This window comes from Pseudarcicella hirudinis (assembly GCF_900115665.1).
Taxonomy (GTDB): domain Bacteria; phylum Bacteroidota; class Bacteroidia; order Cytophagales; family Spirosomataceae; genus Pseudarcicella; species Pseudarcicella hirudinis.
In genome coordinates this window covers 1-19,155 of sequence record NZ_FOXH01000020.1, presented here as the reverse complement: position 1 = coordinate 19,155, position 19,155 = coordinate 1, and the positions used below count along the sequence as shown (strand labels likewise).

21 protein-coding genes are annotated in these 19,155 nt (G+C 36.8%); 16 read left to right on the top strand and 5 right to left on the bottom strand.

All coding sequences use genetic code 11. From position 1 onward, the window contains the following. The first annotated feature begins 104 nt into the window (after window positions 1-104). The 10 genes from BM179_RS23365 (at window position 105) to BM179_RS23315 (ending at window position 10,981) form a co-directional block, all read left to right on the top strand. Window positions 105-800 (top strand): DUF4386 domain-containing protein, encoded by a 696-nt coding sequence (locus BM179_RS23365; RefSeq protein ID WP_092019596.1) that lies wholly within the window; start codon window positions 105-107, stop codon window positions 798-800. Window positions 801-830: 30 nt separating this feature from the next. Beyond that, window positions 831-1,262 (top strand): DUF6326 family protein, encoded by a 432-nt coding sequence (locus BM179_RS23360; RefSeq protein WP_218159280.1) that lies wholly within the window; start codon window positions 831-833, stop codon window positions 1,260-1,262. A gap of 113 nt (window positions 1,263-1,375) precedes the next feature. Beyond that, entirely contained in the window at window positions 1,376-2,185 is an 810-nt protein-coding gene (locus BM179_RS23355; protein WP_092019595.1) for a CPBP family intramembrane glutamic endopeptidase, read from the top strand. A gap of 1,251 nt (window positions 2,186-3,436) precedes the next feature. Next, on the top strand, window positions 3,437-3,625 hold the full coding sequence (locus BM179_RS23345; RefSeq protein ID WP_092019593.1) for a hypothetical protein: 189 nt from the start codon (window positions 3,437-3,439) through the stop codon (window positions 3,623-3,625). A 298-nt stretch (window positions 3,626-3,923) separates the two neighbouring features. Continuing rightward, on the top strand, window positions 3,924-5,066 hold the full coding sequence (locus tag BM179_RS23340; protein WP_092019592.1) for a helix-turn-helix domain-containing protein: 1,143 nt from the start codon (window positions 3,924-3,926) through the stop codon (window positions 5,064-5,066). A 217-nt stretch (window positions 5,067-5,283) separates the two neighbouring features. Beyond that, the gene (locus BM179_RS23335; protein WP_092019591.1) at window positions 5,284-5,808 is read left to right on the top strand and encodes an RNA polymerase sigma factor; all 525 of its coding nucleotides are present in this window, start codon (window positions 5,284-5,286) and stop codon (window positions 5,806-5,808) included. Continuing rightward, on the top strand, window positions 5,801-6,631 hold the full coding sequence (locus BM179_RS23330) for a HEAT repeat domain-containing protein (RefSeq protein ID WP_092019590.1): 831 nt from the start codon (window positions 5,801-5,803) through the stop codon (window positions 6,629-6,631). The genes BM179_RS23335 and BM179_RS23330 overlap by 8 nt, the downstream gene beginning before the upstream one ends. Before the next feature lie 14 nt (window positions 6,632-6,645). Then, window positions 6,646-7,503, top strand: a complete 858-nt coding sequence (locus tag BM179_RS23325; protein WP_092019589.1) for a hypothetical protein — start codon at window positions 6,646-6,648, stop codon at window positions 7,501-7,503. Window positions 7,504-7,559: 56 nt separating this feature from the next. Beyond that, complete coding sequence (locus tag BM179_RS23320; protein WP_092019588.1) at window positions 7,560-8,384, top strand: DUF4097 family beta strand repeat-containing protein; 825 nt, start codon at window positions 7,560-7,562, stop codon at window positions 8,382-8,384. 176 nt (window positions 8,385-8,560) lie between these two features. Next, a complete protein-coding gene (locus BM179_RS23315; RefSeq protein WP_092019650.1) occupies window positions 8,561-10,981 on the top strand; it encodes a TonB-dependent receptor domain-containing protein in 2,421 nt (806 codons plus the stop codon). Between the two features lie 99 nt (window positions 10,982-11,080). On the opposite strand, the gene BM179_RS23310 is transcribed toward BM179_RS23315, so the two are convergent. Further along, window positions 11,081-11,470 carry a rhodanese-like domain-containing protein gene (locus BM179_RS23310; RefSeq protein WP_092019587.1) on the bottom strand — a complete coding sequence of 130 codons (390 nt, stop codon included), beginning with the start codon at window positions 11,468-11,470 and terminating at the stop codon, window positions 11,081-11,083. A gap of 78 nt (window positions 11,471-11,548) precedes the next feature. Here BM179_RS23310 and BM179_RS23305 point away from each other — a divergent pair, with 78 nt between their 5' ends. From BM179_RS23305 to BM179_RS23290, 4 genes are all read left to right on the top strand, one after another. Beyond that, on the top strand, window positions 11,549-12,505 hold the full coding sequence (locus BM179_RS23305; protein ID WP_229633021.1) for a LysR family transcriptional regulator: 957 nt from the start codon (window positions 11,549-11,551) through the stop codon (window positions 12,503-12,505). Continuing rightward, entirely contained in the window at window positions 12,502-12,972 is a 471-nt protein-coding gene (locus BM179_RS23300) for a GNAT family N-acetyltransferase (RefSeq protein WP_092019586.1), read from the top strand. The genes BM179_RS23305 and BM179_RS23300 overlap by 4 nt, the downstream gene beginning before the upstream one ends. A 219-nt stretch (window positions 12,973-13,191) precedes the next feature. Beyond that, the gene (locus BM179_RS23295; protein WP_092019585.1) at window positions 13,192-13,944 is read left to right on the top strand and encodes a glucose 1-dehydrogenase; all 753 of its coding nucleotides are present in this window, start codon (window positions 13,192-13,194) and stop codon (window positions 13,942-13,944) included. Between the two features lie 93 nt (window positions 13,945-14,037). Beyond that, window positions 14,038-14,619, top strand: coding sequence for a TetR/AcrR family transcriptional regulator (locus BM179_RS23290; RefSeq protein WP_092019584.1), 582 nt, complete (start codon window positions 14,038-14,040; stop codon window positions 14,617-14,619). Window positions 14,620-14,834: 215 nt separating this feature from the next. On the opposite strand, the gene BM179_RS23285 is transcribed toward BM179_RS23290, so the two are convergent. Beyond that, a complete protein-coding gene (locus tag BM179_RS23285) occupies window positions 14,835-15,695 on the bottom strand; it encodes a glycosyltransferase family 2 protein (protein ID WP_092019583.1) in 861 nt (286 codons plus the stop codon). Between the two features lie 570 nt (window positions 15,696-16,265). On the opposite strand from BM179_RS23285, the gene BM179_RS23280 reads away from it, so the two are divergent. Further along, window positions 16,266-16,715, top strand: a complete 450-nt coding sequence (locus tag BM179_RS23280; protein WP_092019582.1) for a thioredoxin family protein — start codon at window positions 16,266-16,268, stop codon at window positions 16,713-16,715. Window positions 16,716-16,768: 53 nt separating this feature from the next. Beyond that, a complete protein-coding gene (locus tag BM179_RS23275; RefSeq protein WP_092019581.1) occupies window positions 16,769-17,149 on the top strand; it encodes a ribosomal maturation YjgA family protein in 381 nt (126 codons plus the stop codon). A 9-nt stretch (window positions 17,150-17,158) separates the two neighbouring features. On the opposite strand, the gene BM179_RS23270 is transcribed toward BM179_RS23275, so the two are convergent. The 3 genes from BM179_RS23270 to BM179_RS25460 form a co-directional block, all read right to left on the bottom strand. Further along, a complete protein-coding gene (locus tag BM179_RS23270; protein ID WP_092019580.1) occupies window positions 17,159-17,536 on the bottom strand; it encodes a YciI family protein in 378 nt (125 codons plus the stop codon). Between the two features lie 290 nt (window positions 17,537-17,826). Then, window positions 17,827-18,591 (bottom strand): SH3 domain-containing protein, encoded by a 765-nt coding sequence (locus BM179_RS23265; protein WP_092019579.1) that lies wholly within the window; start codon window positions 18,589-18,591, stop codon window positions 17,827-17,829. 8 nt (window positions 18,592-18,599) lie between these two features. Beyond that, the coding region (locus BM179_RS25460) for a hypothetical protein (RefSeq protein ID WP_218159279.1) at window positions 18,600-19,155 on the bottom strand (556 nt) is incomplete at its 5' end.

The window sequence follows — 19,155 nt, the reverse complement described above, 5'->3', positions numbered from 1 at the left end:
CTGAACATTTATCCTTAAAAACAGCCAGCTATAAATTTTGTCTAACATAGAACAAGCTAATGTTATAAATTTAAGTGACTAATACCTTAGAACTTATATTTAACATGAATTCAAATAAAAAGACCGCAAGGATAGCTGGCTTGCTATATCTGGTTGTCGTTTTGAGCGGCATATTTAGTCTGGCATATGTTCCCGGAAAATTATTCGTACATAATGATGCTTCTGCAACCTTCCATAATATTACAACCTCTGAAACACTTTTCAGATTTGGTATTCTGGGGAGTGTAATCTGTTATACCTTTTTTCTGATCTTACCTCTTGTTCTGTATAAACTGCTCAGGTCTGTTGATAAAACATTTGCGCAATCAATGGTAGTATTGGCAGTTGTAAGTGTTCCTGTCTCTTTTATCAATCTACTTAACAAATTTGCGGTTCTGACATTGATAAGCAAAGCCGGATATCTCAAAGTATTTGAGGCTGATAAATTACAGGCTCAGGTACTATTACATCTTCAGGCTTATAATAACGGGAATCAGATTGCCTCAATATTCTGGGGTTTGTGGCTGTTTCCTTTTGGTTATCTGGTATTCAAATCAGGAATTTTACCTAAAATACTTGGTATTCTCTTAATGGCAGGGTGCTTTGGTTATCTGATAGCTTTTACGGGAAAATTACTTATTCCCGGCTATAATGAAATGGCCATTTCTGACTTTGTTACTTTACCAGCCAGCCTGGGTGAAATTGGTACCTGCCTGTGGCTCCTGATTATGGGAGCAAAAGAAAAACAAGTATCGGCATAAATCCTCATCGCAATTCTAAAACCAAACATCATGATTTCGAATAAGAACAAACTGGAAGATTTCGGGATAAATATTAAAATTAAATTGTCGGCATTATGGATTGCTGTAATGTTTTGTTATGTATATGGAGATTACTTTATTCTGTTTGTTCCCGGTCATATTAAAGATATGATGGACGGAAACTCAGGGGTAGGAAATACATCTCCGGTCTCTATACTATCATTTGCATTAATGATGACATTCCCAATCCTAATGATTGTTTTGTCCTTAGTCTTAACACCTCAGATAAACCGCTGGGCGAACATCTCTGTCGGAATTATTTTTACGCTTATTATGGCATTGATTGTTTTCACATCTAAAGGCAAATGGATGCTCTTCTACATCTATTTGGGCTGTGTCGAAATTATTCTTACCAGTCTGATCGTCTGGCTTGCCTGGAAATGGCCCGGACAGGCAGATTAAGATGAATAACAGAAATAGCAAATAGCTAACAAACGCGGGTAATGATAAAAAGAATTCTAAACACTACAGGACGCCAGGGAAATTGTTAGAACCTGTCCTTGAATCTATTAATTATGATATCTGAAAAACAAAATATGAGCAGAACATGGTATTATACATTAGCCCGTGTAATATTCTTTTATTTATGCAGCGTAGCAATATTTATTGTTATGTCGGGATTGACAAAAAATATGTCATCTGAAATAGCAGACCTGTTATCAATACTTTCATCGGCAATTTTAACACTCTTATTAGTTTTAATATTTACCCGTTGGGAAAAGCTCAGCTTAAATGATACAGGAATTATTCCCGGTAAGAAAACTGCTTCCCGTTTTTTAGTTGGTTATACCATTGGTTTATTACTGGCAGCCGGGCAAGCATTAACAGTATTAAGTTTTGGACATATACAGTTATCTCTGGTTGCGGAACTTAAAGTCATGGACATACTTTTACCATTATTCTTATACTTGCTGATAGGGTGCAGGGAAGAATTAGTTTTTCGCTCATATGCTCTGAGAAGTCTAAATTATACAATAGGCCCAGCGTTAGCGTTAACGATTATAACTATAATTTTTATTCTTGAACATGTGGCTGCCGGAATACCATGGAAAATGGCAGTAATAGGTTCTGCTATGGGCGGGATTTTATTTGGCATAGCTTCATTAAAAACAAAGGGATTAGCATTGCCACTGGGCCTTCATAGTGCATGGAACTTCGGTCAATGGTCGTTAGGTTTTAAAAATAAACCCGGCATTTGGGAAGCCGTTGTTGAAAAAGGTTATGAGTTGAAAATGGAGAATATAGGATTGATGGCATTTATATTGGTAATGGTTTTAGCTATTTCCGGCATTTCTATTTTTTACAAAAGAGACAACTGGTTATAACTAAGCTTTAGCCTGGTCAATACTATTGAGCAATAGAACTTTATACCGGTGTTACGCTACTAGCATGAGTCAACTAAAACATTCCGAACAATAATTTTCGGATAATTACACAATGGAGAAACTAATATTTGCAAAACATTCTCATTAACATTAATAGGAACTACCGTCTTTACATTAAATCTATTGACTATCCATGCCAATTGGAACAATCGGTAAAATCAATAAACAAAAACCTGCTAACAGCCGGGTCTGAACCTTTGAGGTAACAGCGCTAAAAGAATAAGCCCTATTCCGGTTCCTTTTAAAATTCCATCTGTAAAATCTGAAATTTCTGAGTAGTACGAAATGATAAATGTAGCGGAGATAATAAGCAAACCTATGAATAAAAGAATTTTGAAACTTAGATTTTGTCTTTGCATTTTGCCTGAACCTTATTATTGTGAAGTAAATGGTTTTTCGTATCAGATAGCAATTCGTTTTGCAGTTTTATCTCTCCTCAGGCTTGATCTTAAGGTTTGGAGAATTCACATACCCCTGCAAATCATTTCGATTCCTTATACAGACGCAATTATAGTTCATGAGTCACACTGATAAGATGATTCTGATAAAAAATAATCAAAATGATATACCCAGGTGACTAACATAATTGTCCCGCTGCTATCAAACATTCATGAATCAGTCCATTCTCACAACTTTTTCATAACTCTGTTTCCCATACAGCTTATTATTTACGCTCTTCTGATGAGAATCTTTCGTTACGGCATTTCAAATCCGTACTTTCCTATACGAATAGCCTTCTGCCTTTCCAGGTAATCTGTATAGTGGTCTAATGTGTTATTATCTAAGTCTCTATATTTCCAGGGTAATGTTTTCTTTAAAATTCATTGTCCCTGTCTTTTTTCTATTAATATGCCTCAATACTTTATTTTTTATTTGAAAATATAAATCCAGAGAAGATTGCAATAAACAAATGATAGTTTTGAACCAATGATACTTGTCAGTTTTAATTATGACATTTATCAGTTTATCCCGAAAAAGAAGATTATACTTTCGCCAGATATAGTCTGAAAATATTTAAAAGGGATAATACTCAAATAGAAAGTTTTTTGTTACTAAATGACGGTAACTTCATGTGCTCAATACTTTCGTTATCATAATCTGTGGCAGCGAAAGAGGATAAAGATTATTTACTCCTATTTGTGATTATCCTTTTTGAAAGAAAATTAACCATCAAAAAAATTATCCGACAGAGTGAATAAAACAATACAACAAAAAATTATTCGGGCAAAAGCAATTATTGAATCACGAAAACAAGAAGTTATATCAGCCCCAAAAGACGCAACAAAAAAAAGAAAAGCTGTTAATACCTTTAAAAAAAAGAAAAAATCAGCTCTTTTATCAAGACTGAATAATAAAACAACACCTCTCTCATCTCAATAATCTTACTTTTACTAATATCTTTACTACGTTTTCCACAGAACGTTTTAATGAATAAGCATCCCGCCAGATGCTTTTTTTATGAGAAAAAACAAAACTAAATACCTTTCACACATAATTAACACACCAAAGCTGATAACATTGGCAAATAACCTCCCTGCAATTGCAGGGAGGTTATTTGTCTGTATAGTAAGGTCAACACCTACCTGTTTTTTCAAATTTTATGTCAATATTTAATGCCAATTTTGTATAATTCCCAAAACTACCGTCCCCTGCTTAGAAATATTACCTGAAACAAACCATGATTCTTCTATTAAACACGTACATTATTCTCCAATGCGGCCTGTATTTTTACTTTTTCTGCATTCGGGGTAAAAACAATTTCAACTATTTTTTATGTGCCTTCCTTCTGATTAATATCATTCAGCGTCTATATTCCATTGCATTTAACTATGACAGACAAATCATTAAGGTTTCATGGATATTACAGATTATCCCACACCTTACTTCTCTGATCATGCCATACATCGTATTTAACTTTATTTCCCTCATTTATGAAAGAAAGCTCAGTTCCAAAAAATATCTGATGCTGATTCCCCCTCTCCTTTTTCTATTTGTTCGTACCCTCTTTGAGTTAAATGACAATCTGAGTAATCTTCTTCCGGAAAGAGCAGTTTTTGCCATAAAAAGTCATTCGTTTCCTATATTTAAGACTATCTCGTACATTTACATGATTACGGTTGCCATTAAAAACAAGAACCGGCCAACTGTATTTTCTGCAACTACCCCTATCTCTCTTATCCACACCTGTATTATTTCATTTCTGATTTATCTGTTAGCTCTCACGCTGTTTTCTCCGGCAGAGATGTATTCGTCTTATTTATTTTCAGAGAAATATGTGACGCAAATCAGAACTTTCCATATCTATTTTGCGCCATTATGTCTGACAGGAATATTGCTTTTTTCAAGCTTTTTAATCCTTCAGGAAATGTATTCTATGGCTGAAATGACCCAAAAGACAATGCCGGAAAAGGAAATTTCCGAAGATGAAAACTATTCAAAAAGAGGAAAATGCCCTATCAATGAGGAATCCAGATCTGAATATCTGACTAAATTAAAGGACTCTATGCTCATCGAAAAACAGTTTCTGGATATGAATATTACATTGAGCAGCCTTGCATCGAAACTGGAGATTTCAACCCATCAGCTATCTTATCTGATTAATTCGGAATTTGATAAAAACTTCAATCAGTTTATTAATCAGTACAGAATAGAAGCTGCAAAGAAAATCCTTGAAAATCCGGATAACAATGAGTTAACCATGCTGGCTGTCGCAATAGATTCCGGTTTCAAAACAGAATCTGTATTTTATTCCGCCTTCAAAAAAGAAACCGGATTTACCCCGAATCAATATAAACAACACCTGAATAATCAACGGTCTTAGATTTAGCGTCAGGCAAAAGAGTAGATTTAACCACATAGAAGCATAATGCACATAGTGGGGATGGAGTGAAGCTCTGTTGCCTTCTTAAATTCCTCTGCATTGTCTTTTTCGAAAAAAAATCAGAAATTTCTGTAACCTTTCTCTTTTACCGGAGTTTCCAGTTCAAATTACACTAAAACCTGGCGATTACTTGGACCATCTTTCTGACAACACACTCATGCTTAAGGTAAAAGCTGGTGACCTCGACAAAATGGGGTTGCTCTTTGAACGATACCATCGTTCATTGTATGGTTTCCTTTTTCACATGACCAACCAGAAAGAAGCCAGTGAAGATATGGTTCAGAATGTTTTTTACAGAATGCTCAAATATCGCAACTCCTTCTCAGGAGACGGAGCCTTCAGAACATGGATGTATCATCTGGCACGGAACGTTTTGAAAGATTATGTAAAAAGCAATAACCGGTCAGCCTTTCAGTATGATCTGAAAGAAATTGAGGAAAGAATTTCCGGTGGATCGACGGCAGATCAATTATTGGAAAAAGAACAGGAGCTACAGGCCTTGGAAACGGCATTAGCCGGATTAAGTGCAGAGAATAAAGAATTACTGGTGTTAAGCCGGTATCAGGAATTAAGTTATCAGGAAATCGCACAGATACTGGATACTACCGAAGGTGCCATCAAAGTCAGAGTACATCGGGCTATGAATCAGTTAAAAAGTATTTATTTAAAGATCAATGTATAAAGCAAGTCTTATGAAATGTGAATACGATAAAGAACGACTTATTTATTTGTTGAATAATCCAATCAACGAAACAGAACGTACGGCCCTGGAAAAACACATAGAGGGCTGTCCGGATTGTCAGAACGAATTTGAAGCATCTCAAAAGATCTGGACATTATTGGGAGAAATTCCGCAACCGGCTCCTTCTGACCATATTCAGGCAGATTTCCGGAAAATGCTGGCAAATTATAAAGAAACGGTAACAGAAAAACATAATTTCATCGAAAGCCTTCTGGCAAAATTCAAACAATTATGGACTTTACAGCCCTCTTTACAGCTGGCTTATAGTATAGTTTTATTAGTAACAGGGCTTTTCGCCGGGTATTTTATCAATCATTCAAAAGAACCAGTACTAAACGGAGAAATCAGCGCACTTTCAATGGAAGTACAGGATATGAAAAAAATGATGATGATGTCTCTGCTGGAAAATCCCTCCGCCTCTGAACGTATGCGGGCAATCAGTTATTCAGAAGAAATTACTGACGTGAACAGTCAGGTAATTGAAGCGCTGCTGACAACCCTGAATAATGATGAAAATGTAAATGTACGCTTAATGACACTGGAAGCATTGGTAAAGCTTTCAGGAAATCCTATGGTGCGGGAAGGTCTTGTACAAAGTATCACCCGTCAGGAATCCCCCCTTGTTCAGTCTGCTATTGCTGACGTAATGGTAAAACTGCAAGAGAAAAAATCTATCAAACCCCTTCAGAAACTGCTGAGAAAAAACGACCTCAATGAGATGGTCAAAGACAAAATCAGACAGAGTTTAAACAAGCTTATCTAAACAACATAACAACCATGAAAAAAATTGTAATCCCCTTTCTGGTGGGGCTGATGTTTTCCTGTGCCCAATCCTCATCAACCGCTCAGGAATATAATGAACATATCCGTAAAGAGTTTACGGTTTCAAAAGATGCTGCAACTGTTGCAGTGTATAATATTGAAGGCTCTATCAACGTAGAAGGCTATGCCGGCAATACCGTTGTACTTGAAGTCGATAAAACCATTTCTGCAAAAACAAATGAGGTCCTGGAAATTGGCAAGAAAGAGTTTCAACTATCCTTTGAACAAAAAGGAGACAGTATCGTTGCTTACATTTCAGAACCATTCGATTCCCGGCCGAACCGAAACTGGCGTAAAGACAGAGAACATAAGATAGACTATCACTTCAAGCTTAACTTTGTCCTGAAAGTGCCATATAATACCAATCTGGCTGTTTCAACTGTCAATAATGGTTCTGTTAGCGTTAAAGATGTAAGTGGAGATCTTCAGGTTAACAATGTAAATGGTGGTATTACACTGGTTAATGCCAAAGGCACAACAAAGGCTAATACAGTGAATGGTAATCTTACAATCAATTACCTTTCCAACCCACCTGAAAAATCTTCTTATCATACAATAAACGGAGACATCAAGGTGAGTTATACCCCAAATTTATCTGCTGATCTGCAATTCAAAAGTATGAACGGAGAATTCTATACAGATTTCCCGGATGTAGAAATGCTTCCGGCCAGAATTACTAAAAATAAGGAAACCAAAGGGGATGGAACGCTTTATAAATTGAATAAAACGACTGCCATCAGGGTAGGATCAGGTGGAAAAACGTATCAGTTTGAAACCTTAAATGGAAATGTATATATTAAAAAACAGTCCTGAACACTTCAGGAAAGGAAAATAGACGTACTGATTATTAAAAACTAAATTACAAAGATATGAAAATGTCAAAAGTAGCAGGTTTTCTGCTGATATCTGTATTGCTTAACAGCAGAGGTTTTGCGCAGTCAGAATCAAAAGAGCAGATCAATGTACCACTAAGCGATCCCGGGAAATCTTATACGCTGAATGTCAGCCTGGTAAATGGCTCTATCAATGTAGTAAGCTATGCCGGAAAAGAAATCCTGATAGAGGCACAATTAGGCACAGCTTCCAGAAAAAGTGAGAATAAGGCCGCTCCAAATGGCATGAGACGCATCACTCCTGAAAACGGAATGGATGTGACAGCAGAGGAGAAGAATAATCGCATTGAAATACATACGGATTCATGGAAAAGAACCATTAACCTGAGTCTGAAAGTACCTCAGGGCGGAAATTATAAACTTCATACTGTTAACAATGGTGAGATTACCGTGGAAAATCTCAGCGGAGCTTTGGAAATAAACAACGTAAACGGAGCCATTAAACTGAATAATATTTCCGGGTCAGTGGTAGCCAATACAGTAAACGGTGATATTATAACAACCTTTAAATCTGTTGAAGGGAATACACCTATGGCTTTCTCAACCTTGAATGGAAATGTTGATATTACCTTCCCTCAAAGTTTAAAAACGAATGTTAAACTCAAGTCTGACAATGGTGAAATATTCAGTGACTTTGATATTGATATCAGCAAAAACCAGTCAAAAATAAATAAATCCGGTGACAAAGGGATGTACAAGCTTCAGATTGAAGACTGGGTATATGGTAAAATCAATGGTGGCGGTGCTGAGATTCTGATGAAGAATATGGAAGGTAATATTTATCTGAGAAAAGCCAGATAAGGCTTAATGATCTGCTTCAATAATTCAGGGGCCGGAAAAACTTTCTCTTCTCCGGCCTGTAATTTCCTCTCTGTTTTATACTGTATTTACCTCTTCCGCAATTAAAGTTGAAAAGAAATGCAACATCTGCGCATTCCTGAGTGACTTTAAACCGTATCGAAAAAGCTATGATTTTCATGAAAAATTTACTACTCGTAATCCTATTCACGAGCATGACGGGCTACGTCTCAGCTCAGACGTTTACCCTTAAAGGTCTGATAAAAAACCAGATGAATGAAGGTGTTCCCTTTGCTACTATCGCTGTACTCCGGACCATAGACTCTACTTTATTAAAAGCAGACATTGCTGCCGAAAACGGCGGATTTAAACTGGCAGGTATTCCCAAAGGCAAATATTATCTTCGTATAACTGCCGTAGGTTATAAAACATTTAAATCCCCGGTCGTAGAAATTATCGACAATGACATTGAATTTGAAGCTTTTACCTTACAATCCACAGACCAGCAATTAGCAGAGGTAAAAGTAGTTGCTTCTAAACCTCTGATAGAAGTGAAGCAGGATAAAATTATTTTCAACGTGGAAAGCAGTATTAATGCTACCGGATCAAATGCCCTTGAATTACTACAAAAATCCCCGGGAGTACAGGTCGATAAAGACGAAAATATTCTTGTAAAAGGTAAAACAGGCGTAAGAATTTATATAGATGGAAGGCCTTCTCCTATGAGCGGAAAAGATCTGGCTTCAACACTTAAAAGCATGAACTCTGCCGACATAGAAGCCATTGAGATTATTACAAATCCTTCAGCCAAATATGATGCAGCAGGAGACCTGGGTATTATTAATATCCGTCTGAAAAAGAACCGGAAAATCGGAACTAATGGAAATATAACCCTGGGCGCTAATTTTGGTATTACTCCTAAATATAATACCTCATTGAATCTCAATCACCGGGATAAGAAGTTTAACCTGTTCGGAAATTACAGTTATAGTCAGGGAGCCTGGCATAATACCACGTTCGACGATCAGATATTGAACAATATCATGTATAATAAAACCTGGCATGGCTTATGGCGGGATACAGCACAAAGTATCAAAGTCGGGGCAGATTATTTTATCAATTCAAAAAGTACGATTGGCTTTAGCGCAAACGGAAGAATCAGCGATCACAACGGAGGCGGTGAAAGTGTTACATTGATTGGCAAAAGATACAGTTCCATTCCAGATTCTGTAACCTTATTTTCCCGGACTTCAAATCCTGAACAAAACAAGAACCTGAATTTCAACCTGAACTATCGTTATGCAGATACTACAGGCCATGAACTTAACATTGATGCCGATTATGGTACATTTACCTCAAATGGTGTCAATACCCAGCCAAACAGATACGTGTTCAATTCTCCGGAAATACCTTCCATTGACCGGAACTATGTGAGCAAAACACCTACAGATATTACCATTCGATCCTTTAAACTCGATTATGAACAGCCCTTTAAAAAAGGAAAACTTGGCTATGGATTTAAGTTATCAGATGTAAAATCAGACAATACTTTTGATTTTTTCAATGTCCTGAATGATACTGAGATCAGGGATATTGACCGCAGCAACAGATTTACGTATACGGAGAGAGTTTACGCTGCTTATCTCAATTACAATGTAACCCTGAACAAAAAATGGGATTTGCAGGTAGGACTCAGAGGAGAAAATACTAAATCACTGGGAAATCTGATCAGCTATAAACATAACGACCTGGATAAAGTGGACACCACTTATTTCAACCTGTTTCCGAGTGGAACACTCTCATTCAAGCCTTCAGAGAATCATTCATTTAACCTTAATTACAGTCGCCGTATCAACCGGCCGAGTTATCAGAACCTGAACCCTTTTGAGTATAGAATTGATGAATTGGTTTATTCCAAAGGAAACCCTTTCCTTCGTCCGGAGTATGCTAACAGCTTCAAGCTTACACATGTATATAAATCCAAACTGACGACTTCCCTGGGATATTGGAGAACCAAATTTCCGGTAGTAGGCTTAAGGATTCCATATGATAGCAGCAGAACCTATTTCATTGCCCGTAACTTAGACTATTCTGAAGGTTTTAGTCTCGATATGAGCATCAGTACACCGATCACAAAATGGTGGGAGATCTATTTCAACGTAAGCGCCTATCATAATCTTTGGAGAGCTGATCTGGAAAACGGTCTGGTAATCAACAATACAACGGCCGCTTTCAATTTTAATGGTCAGAGTACTTTTAAAATCAAAAATAACTGGACCATAGAACTATCCGGCTGGTATAATTCTCCGTACAGAAGAATTGATTACAATGCTGCGATGGGTATGATGGACATCGGGGTTCAGAAGAAATTCCTGAACGATAATGCTTCTTTAAAGGTATCTTACAGTGATATTCTGAATACTGCCAGAGGAGGTTTTCATTCTCAGTATGCAGGTATTGAAACGAATTTACGCTTCAAATTTGAGGGGCAGCAGTTAAAAATCAACTTCAATTACCGTTTTGGCAGTAAGGAAATTAAAGCCAACAGAAACCGTAAGTCGGGCTCTGAAGATGAATTAAACAGAATAAAAGGGAGCTGATATTCTGATTTACCTCTGTTTTCATGGATAAGTATCAGGTCATGGCACAAGGCTATGACCTGATACAATTTAAGATTCCCTTTCACCCAAAGGTTATTCCTAATCACAATTACAGGAAATTCCTTGTTTCCCAAATACACCAGTCGTTTCATAACCATCCTTTTTCCACCAATCAAGCCCTCCTATTAATTCCTTCACCTGAACCCCGAGTTTTGCCAATTTATACGCTCCTTTCGTTGAACCGTTACATCCGATGCCATCACAGTAAACCACATAAGTATAGGAATTATCAAGTTTTGCCACTGATTCCTCATTAATGGTTTTATGGTGAAAATTCCGTGCAACCGGAATATGTTCATTTGCAAAAGCTTCAGGGGAACGAACATCCAGTATGATAATTTTTTCATTCTTTAAAATAGCCTGATGAGCATCCCAGGAATCAATTTCATAAGACAACTTATCTTCGTAGTGTTTAATCTGTGCATTCATATCTATGATTTTTAAATGATTAATGGCACAAAACTAAGGTTCCGGGAAATCTGATAAAAACGAAAAGATTTGATGATTATGATGAAATATTTTCATATCCGGGCTTCAGTAATATTCGATAACTTTGGCAAAAATCTAAACACAATGGAGATACGGCATTTAAAATTAATCAAGGCAATTGTTGAAGAAGGAAGTATTACCAAAGCGATCGACAAACTAAATCTTACCCAGTCAGCACTCAGCCATCAGCTAAAAGAAGCTGAGTATCAATTAGGTACTAAAATTTTCGATCGCGTAAATAAAAAACTGGTTCTTACCCGTGCCGGGGAAAAGCTTTACCATATTTCCAACGAAATATTAGATAAACTGAGTGAGACAGAAAATCAGATCAAACAGTTGATTTACGGAGAATTCGGGGAAATCCGGATCAGTACGGAATGTTATTCCGGCTATCACTGGCTACCCTCATTAATGAAACAATTTCATGCCATTTACCCGAATGTCGAACTTAAAATTGTCATGGAAGCAACCCATTATCCTCTTCAAAAACTCCTTGAAAATGATATTGATATTGCCATCACAAGCGATCCGGTCAAAAATGATAAAATAGAATACATCGAACTTTTTCAGGACGAAATGCTGGCTTTAATTCCCGAAGGTCATGAATGGAAAAAAAAGAAATATATTGCAGCCGAGGATTTTGCCGACCAGAATTTAATTATACATTCATTGCCACTGGAAACTGTTACTGTTCATCAGTTTTTATTACAACCGGCAAAGATCAGCCCCAAAAAGATCATCGTTTTACCACTCACAGAAGCTGCCGTAGAAATGGTAAAAGCTGATATGGGAATAATTGTTATGGCAAAATGGGCCTTAAAACCTTATTTGAAAAACACAGGATTAAAAACAGTCAAAATTGGCAAAACAGGCTTAAAAAGAAAACATTTCCTGGCCATATTAAAACACAAAAAACAAGCTGATTTCTTTTATCAGTTTGTTGAATTTCTGCAACGTGAAATACAGCTAAAATGAAATACCTGATCAGGAAATGCGAAGAGAGAGATCTCGAAAATCTGATATCTTTATGCGCAAAACATGCCGCATATGAGCAGGCAGCACATAGTCAAACCGGAAAAGCTGAAGCATTAAAACATCTGCTTTTCAAAGAAAACCCTCCGCTATTCTGCTGGATCATAGATATTGATCGCCAGGCAGCGGGATACTTTTCCTATACTTTCGATTACTCAACCTGGGATGCACAAAATTTTCTGTACCTCGACTGTCTCTATATAGAAGCAAATTTCCGGGGTTTGGGAATTGGTGAAGAAGTATTTAAAAAATTACGCCGGATTGCCGAACAGGAAAATTGTATTAATATTCAATGGCAAACCCCTTCTTCCAACGAAGCAGCCATCAGATTTTATCATAGAATGGGAGCTCAGTCTTTCCAAAAGCAAAGATTTTGCTTAAGAATTGCCGCAAAGGATGAAAGGCCCTGAAAACATTCCTCCTGCCGGAGTAAGGCATATCCAGCCGATTAGTTATTAAATTCCTGCCATTCTCCTCTCCTCTTTCTTTAAATCTTTCAGTCTGAACCTTAGTCTCATATCTTATTTCTATCTGCTGTAAAAAATATTTTAATTTTTATTTGGAACAACCATTCCAATATTATTACCTTTACGGAACAATCGTTCCATATAAAATTAAACAAACACAAAATGAACACTTTACAAAATAAAATAGCCGTTGTAACTGGTGGAAACAGCGGTATCGGATATGCAGCTGCAAAAGAATTTATAGCACAAGGTGCAGAAGTAGTAATCACTGGTCGTAATAAGCAGACGCTTGATGAAGCAGCTAAAGAATTAGGGGCTGTAGGAATCATCTCAGATCAGGGAAATTTGCAGGATATCACTAAACTTGCTGAAGAAGTAGCCAGGAAATTCGGTAAAATTGATGTCCTTTTTCTGAATGCAGGTGTTGCAGCCTTCATGCCTGTGGATTCAGCCAGCGAAGAGCACTATGACAGCATCATGAATATTAATGTAAAAGGTGTATTCTTTACTATCCAAAAATTCATTCCTCTTCTGAATGAAGGTGCATCCATCATACTCAATACTTCCGTTAATGCCAGTTTAGGAGCTCCCGCATCAGGTGTTTATAGTGCCAGCAAAGGTGCTTTGCTTTCGCTTAACAGAGTGCTTGCAGCGGAACTTGCTCCCCGCAAAATCAGAATAAATGCTATCTCTCCGGGTCCGGTCAGTACTCCTATTTATGGTAAATTAGGTTTACATCAGGAGGCACTGGATGGTTTTGCAGAAGTTCTTGGCAAAAAGGTTTTATTGAACAGATTCGGTCAGGCAGAAGAAATTGCCAAAGCAGTAAGATTCCTGGCTTCGGATGATTCCTCCTTTGTAACCGGAACAGAGTTGACAGTAGATGGCGGGATTACAGTAAACACGCTTTCTTAATTTTTTTATCCAAATTTGGAATAATCGTTCCTGAATAATAGCTTTGCAGAAGAACTCTGCAAAGCTATTTACTATTATTAATCATTTATTACGATGGCAAGGGCAAAAGAATTTGACGAGAAGACTGTGCTGGACAAAGCCGTGACGCTTTTCTGGCATAAAGGGTACAATGGCACTTCGGCACAGGACCTGGTGGAAGGACTGGGAATCAGTCGTTCGAGCATGTACGACACATTTGGAGATAAACGTACTTTATTTATCAAAGCCTTAAAACTTTACGAAGAAAAAAATACGAAGGATCTCATCAGTATGGCGGATCAGTCTGCAGATCCCAGAGAAACGATCAGGCAAATCCTTGAAAATCTGGTAAAAGAAGATCTGAACGATCAGTTGGCAAAGGGTTGCTTTATGGTAAATACAGCGATAGAATTGGCTCCTCACGACAAAGAAGTTGCTGATATTGTGAATAGTAATATGGCAGATGTGGTGGATGCTTTTTATCGTACGATCTGCAAAGGGCAGGAAAGCGGACAACTTTCTCCTGAGATTGATGCAAAAGCCATTGCCAGATTTTTGTACAATAATGTTACCGGTATAAGAGTGTCATCCCGTTCCGGTAAAGATAAAAAAGCTATGGATGATATTATTAAAGTAATACTCTCGGTTTTACAGTAATTCTCCTGCTTTATGTATTCAAAACAGGAGAATTATGATAAGAAATCATCGGAAGTATATGAGACTTCTTTTATTTTTCAGACAGGCATTCCTGTTCAATAATGTCTGAAATGTGTCTGTTGGTGTGTTAATTAAAGTAAAATCTTTCCGATAGTTACAATTTATTATGTCCTTATAAAAACTTAATCCACTATTTATCTCAACAAAACGGTCTTTTAAGACTTTGATGTTTTAGTATCGTGTGGTGCAAGTGGTTTGAAATATTCAAATATTCTTTTGATTTCTTTTACAATACGGATACTTACCATTTTAAAGAAACTGCCATCTTTATCTAGGGTTCTTGTACCTGTCCAAACCCTGGCGTCTCTGTCTTTAACCTGAACTACTTTCCCCATAGGCATCAGATCGAAGGTCAGACGGCCATCCTCTCCTCTTACATTTGTCATTACATATCCTACTTTTAAAGCATCTGCGGTTCTGTATCCCATCGTCATGCCAAGCGTATTGAGATAAGGTCGCTTAACCTGTCTGATTTCAGCCATAACATCCTTCAGGGTTTCATAGATCGATAATTTCCAGCGGGGAGTTACATCATTTGCAATAAAAGAATAACGCCCATACACACACGCAACGTCTTCAGGACGAAGTGCTTTTACCATTTTTTCAATCCACAGCGGAGGATATATACAATCCGCATCGGCAGAAAGAATATATTTCCCTTTAGCCTGTTCCAATCCCATTTGTCTGGCTGGTCCGCAGCCCTGAATCGTCTGGATACAACTGCGGATATTCAACTTATCTAAAACCTCCTGTGTACGGTCTGTTGAATTATTATTAACCACCAAAATTTCGAACGGAATCTCAGTAACAGAATCCGCCAGAGAACCTATTGTCGGGAGTAAATTCACTTCTTCATTCCAGGCTGCAATAACCACACTTACCTCCGGGTTTTCTGACTGCTTAAATTGCGCCAGTTTTTGATTGATTTGTGAATACTCACGCTCAGGAACATCATCAACATTCTTATATGAATAAGTATGCTGGCTAATCCATGATGGGTTTTTAAAAAAACTCATATAATCTTTTTGGTTGGTGGTTTGAAAGCAATTTAACGATATTTTGCTAAATATTAAATAGCAAAACGACAAGTTTAAGTCAGGAGCAGTTAAACAAAAAGCGTTCCAGAAATCAGTTATCCCTTATTTTCTAATAACAACTCTTAAAAATAACGATAATTCATTAATATTCCTAACAAGGAAAAACTCATTAGCATACTGATAATCAACAACCTACAAATCATTTCAATTTCTAAAACTACTCATTTATACGATAAATTATTAATGTGTTAAATGCTCCGGAAATGATACTCCTCCACTCTTCAAATGGGAGAAAGATATTGCATACCATCCGCGTATTTCAGGACAGAAAACATCCTGATAAGAACCTATGATATTTCTTCATGCTTTTATAAAGAGACTCGTTTTAAAACCTCAGCATCTTATCGTATTTTTAAACCAAATTTTCAATTTGAACTTTAAGAATCAGAATCCGTGTCTTATTGGTAAAATAAATGACCACGGATTTAAAAAAATGAAATAAAACATTCTTGGATTCTGTTATTTTCTATAAAGTAACATTCTGTATATATGAAGTTTTTCGTGTTTATTGCCTTATTCTCAGCATTATTCTCTTTTTCGGCTGAATGGAAACTGGACTTTGAAAAAGCCAAAACGGAGGCCGCTCAATCTCATAAATTTGTTTTGCTGAATTTTTCGGGTTCAGATTGGTGCATTCCTTGTATAAAATTGAAAAAAGACATTTTCGAATCTGAGGATTTTACCCGATTTGCCTCTGAAAAACTGATTTTAGTAAGAGCTGATTTTCCTCGTTTGAAAAAGAACCAACTGGACCTTTGGCAAATTTCTCATAACGAAGCCCTTGCTGAAAAATACAACCAGCAAGGCAAATTTCCACTTACTCTCCTGCTGGACTCCAATGGGAAAATCCTGAAAGAATGGGAAGGATATCCCTCAAACTTATCTGTTAAAACATTCATACATGACATCAATACCATCTTTGAAGCAAAAAGCAAATAGTTCACCGAAGTGGGCTAAGGCTTTATTATGGCATTCTACTTCCGGAAATTAACATGAAAAAATCAAGGATTCTCTATATCTGTCTGATTGGTTTTATTATTCTCTGCGGACTCCTTTCAAGAAGAGTTTCTATGATTCCATTATTTACCGGAGATTTGTTGTATGCATTGATGATGTATTTCATTATCCGGTTTTTATGGCTTCATTCTTCCATCAGATTTGTTGCTTTTATCAGTTTACTGATTTGCTGGTTAATTGAATTTGGTCAGCTTTCTCAGGCAGGCTGGCTTGTTTCTATTCGGCAAAACCTGCTTGGCAGATTAATTTTAGGACAGGGATTTCTTTGGAGTGATTTGATTGCCTACCTCGCCGGAGTAATATCCGGGATTCTGATTGATCGGCTTATTCATTTAAAAGCCAATGGAATTAATTAAAACTTGTCATTATTTAGGATAGACAAAACCTGTCGTTATTTCTTTGGTTTTGATCGGCCGGACCTCTATCCTTGCAGAACTGACATACTCAAATTCAGGATTTCTTTTGGCAATCTCAATCGCTTCGTCAAGGTCTTTCGCTAAGATATGGTAGTATCCCACCTGAACTTCTTTACTTTCATTTAGCGGGGTTTCGATCCAGGTTGTATCATTTTTGCTGAGTACCCTGCCTTCACGAATCAAAGGCTGAGCGGCAATAAGCTGGCCTTTTTGCGTCAGTATCTCAATATAATCTTTACATTTCTGCAAAAACGCCTGATGAGATTCCGGTGATAAAATGGACTTAGGATCACCTTCATTACGAATAAGAAACATAAATTCAGCCATTTTTATATCTTGTTTGAAATTGTTTCAACCATAAAACCTTAACCGATTAAATATAAGAATAAAAGGGTGCAAACTGACAATTTGGGGAGATCAAAAAACAATTCATTTGTAGTTGTAAACCAAATAACAAGAATCATTCTGAGTCAAGCCAGGCAAGCCCTTATCTGTTTATTGTTCCCGGAAGATATTTTGGATGTTGCTTGCACTTTGCTCATTTATGCGGACACAAATGAGGGGGAGTATTGATATACCAAAAAGAAAAGCAAGCCTTCCGACCTGCTTTTGTGTATCTATTCAACATCTGTTTTCTTTATCCAGCCTTCGATAGTTTTGCTGCCATAATAGCGAATTTTGAGCCAGTCGTCTTTGGTTTCTAAAATCTCTACTTCATCACCTTTTAGGAGGTACATTTTACTTTGTTGATTAGGAATCGTATAAATAAAGGCTTTCAATTGAGTGACTTTACTTTCCTTATGCTCCATAAAGTCTAAATATCTTTGCCAATCTTCTTTATTTTTCCTGAGTGAAATCAATACATAATCAGGTATTTTATCTACTTTTTTATACACATCAGGGTTTATATTAAAGTGTAATGTAAGTGTGGTGGGAGGAAGCCCCTCTGGTAATTCATCATTGATTGCCCATTGGCAATATCTAATTACTCTATATAAGTTCCCAAACTTGTCATAGCCAATTTGATTACCACTTTTATCATTTTCTACTAAATAGTTATAAAAAAACACATATTTCCCAGTTGGTTTTAAGTCTTTTATATGTTTGGGTAGTGGTGTTTTATTGGGTGACGTATCCCAAAAACCATAATAGGTAAATGGTATGCCATCAGTGCTCGGTAATTGACTATCTTTCCAAAATGATATCTCTAATTGTTTATTTTTTTTAAAATAACTATAAGATTCAAATGTTGTATCGCGACTTCCTTCAATGGGTGAAAACTTCCAGATCCCTTCAAATAAATCAAAACCCGTAGTTTTTTGCGCAAGTACTACATTGTTGCAAAATAGTATAAGTAAGGAAACTAAATATAAGTTTTTCATCGTATATGTTATTTAATTACGCTATATGCTTTTTTGGTTAATTCTGTTCTTACCTCTATTCCAATATATCCACCATTAACTTCTTTTGATACCCTCCTTATACTACCATCCGTCATTTCATTTGCCAAACTATTTGCCTTCGCACTTTTCCAAAAAGCCAAAGAAGATTGCATAGCAAAGTCTAAATCTGTGACTAAAAGCTCACGTGTTGCTTCACAAGCATCTGAATCGCAGGTAAAATCCTTTTTGTTATCTGGAAATGTTGTATTCCATTTGGTTTGTAAATCTTCATATTTCTCTCTGCCTGTCAAATGCAAAAACGCTCGCCCTCTAAAACGCCCACCCTCACCATTGTTGGGTGTACCATTGCCCATTCGGCAGGAATAAGTATAATCGAAAAGTTTGATAGAACATTTGTATTTATCCTTTACCACCAAATCAGATGTTATTTTGGTTAGTTTAGGAATACATGGGGTGGGTTCATCTCCATTGCATTCATCTAAATTTGATTCATAACCGACGAACAGATCACAATATTTTACCTTTCCGAATATTACTTTTATT

Bases quoted from the DNA above. Each gene is read 5' to 3' on its own strand.
- BM179_RS23330 (WP_092019590.1), top strand. From the start codon at position 5,801: ATGTATAAAGCAAGTCTTATGAAATGTGAATACGATAAAGAACGACTT.
- BM179_RS23305 (WP_229633021.1), top strand. From the start codon at position 11,549: ATGATGAAATATTTTCATATCCGGGCTTCAGTAATATTCGATAACTTT.
- BM179_RS23315 (WP_092019650.1), top strand. From the start codon at position 8,561: ATGAAAAATTTACTACTCGTAATCCTATTCACGAGCATGACGGGCTAC.
- BM179_RS23320 (WP_092019588.1), top strand. From the start codon at position 7,560: ATGAAAATGTCAAAAGTAGCAGGTTTTCTGCTGATATCTGTATTGCTT.
- BM179_RS23285 (WP_092019583.1), bottom strand. From the start codon at position 15,695: ATGAGTTTTTTTAAAAACCCATCATGGATTAGCCAGCATACTTATTCA.
- BM179_RS23300 (WP_092019586.1), top strand. From the start codon at position 12,502: ATGAAATACCTGATCAGGAAATGCGAAGAGAGAGATCTCGAAAATCTG.
- BM179_RS23365 (WP_092019596.1), top strand. From the start codon at position 105: ATGAATTCAAATAAAAAGACCGCAAGGATAGCTGGCTTGCTATATCTG.
- BM179_RS23325 (WP_092019589.1), top strand. From the start codon at position 6,646: ATGAAAAAAATTGTAATCCCCTTTCTGGTGGGGCTGATGTTTTCCTGT.
- BM179_RS23280 (WP_092019582.1), top strand. From the start codon at position 16,266: ATGAAGTTTTTCGTGTTTATTGCCTTATTCTCAGCATTATTCTCTTTT.
- BM179_RS23265 (WP_092019579.1), bottom strand. From the start codon at position 18,591: ATGAAAAACTTATATTTAGTTTCCTTACTTATACTATTTTGCAACAAT.
- BM179_RS23295 (WP_092019585.1), top strand. From the start codon at position 13,192: ATGAACACTTTACAAAATAAAATAGCCGTTGTAACTGGTGGAAACAGC.
- BM179_RS23355 (WP_092019595.1), top strand. From the start codon at position 1,376: ATGATATCTGAAAAACAAAATATGAGCAGAACATGGTATTATACATTA.
- BM179_RS23290 (WP_092019584.1), top strand. From the start codon at position 14,038: ATGGCAAGGGCAAAAGAATTTGACGAGAAGACTGTGCTGGACAAAGCC.
- BM179_RS23360 (WP_218159280.1), top strand. From the start codon at position 831: ATGATTTCGAATAAGAACAAACTGGAAGATTTCGGGATAAATATTAAA.
- BM179_RS23340 (WP_092019592.1), top strand. From the start codon at position 3,924: ATGATTCTTCTATTAAACACGTACATTATTCTCCAATGCGGCCTGTAT.
- BM179_RS23310 (WP_092019587.1), bottom strand. From the start codon at position 11,470: ATGAATGCACAGATTAAACACTACGAAGATAAGTTGTCTTATGAAATT.
- BM179_RS23275 (WP_092019581.1), top strand. From the start codon at position 16,769: ATGAAAAAATCAAGGATTCTCTATATCTGTCTGATTGGTTTTATTATT.
- BM179_RS23270 (WP_092019580.1), bottom strand. From the start codon at position 17,536: ATGGCTGAATTTATGTTTCTTATTCGTAATGAAGGTGATCCTAAGTCC.
- BM179_RS23335 (WP_092019591.1), top strand. From the start codon at position 5,284: ATGCTTAAGGTAAAAGCTGGTGACCTCGACAAAATGGGGTTGCTCTTT.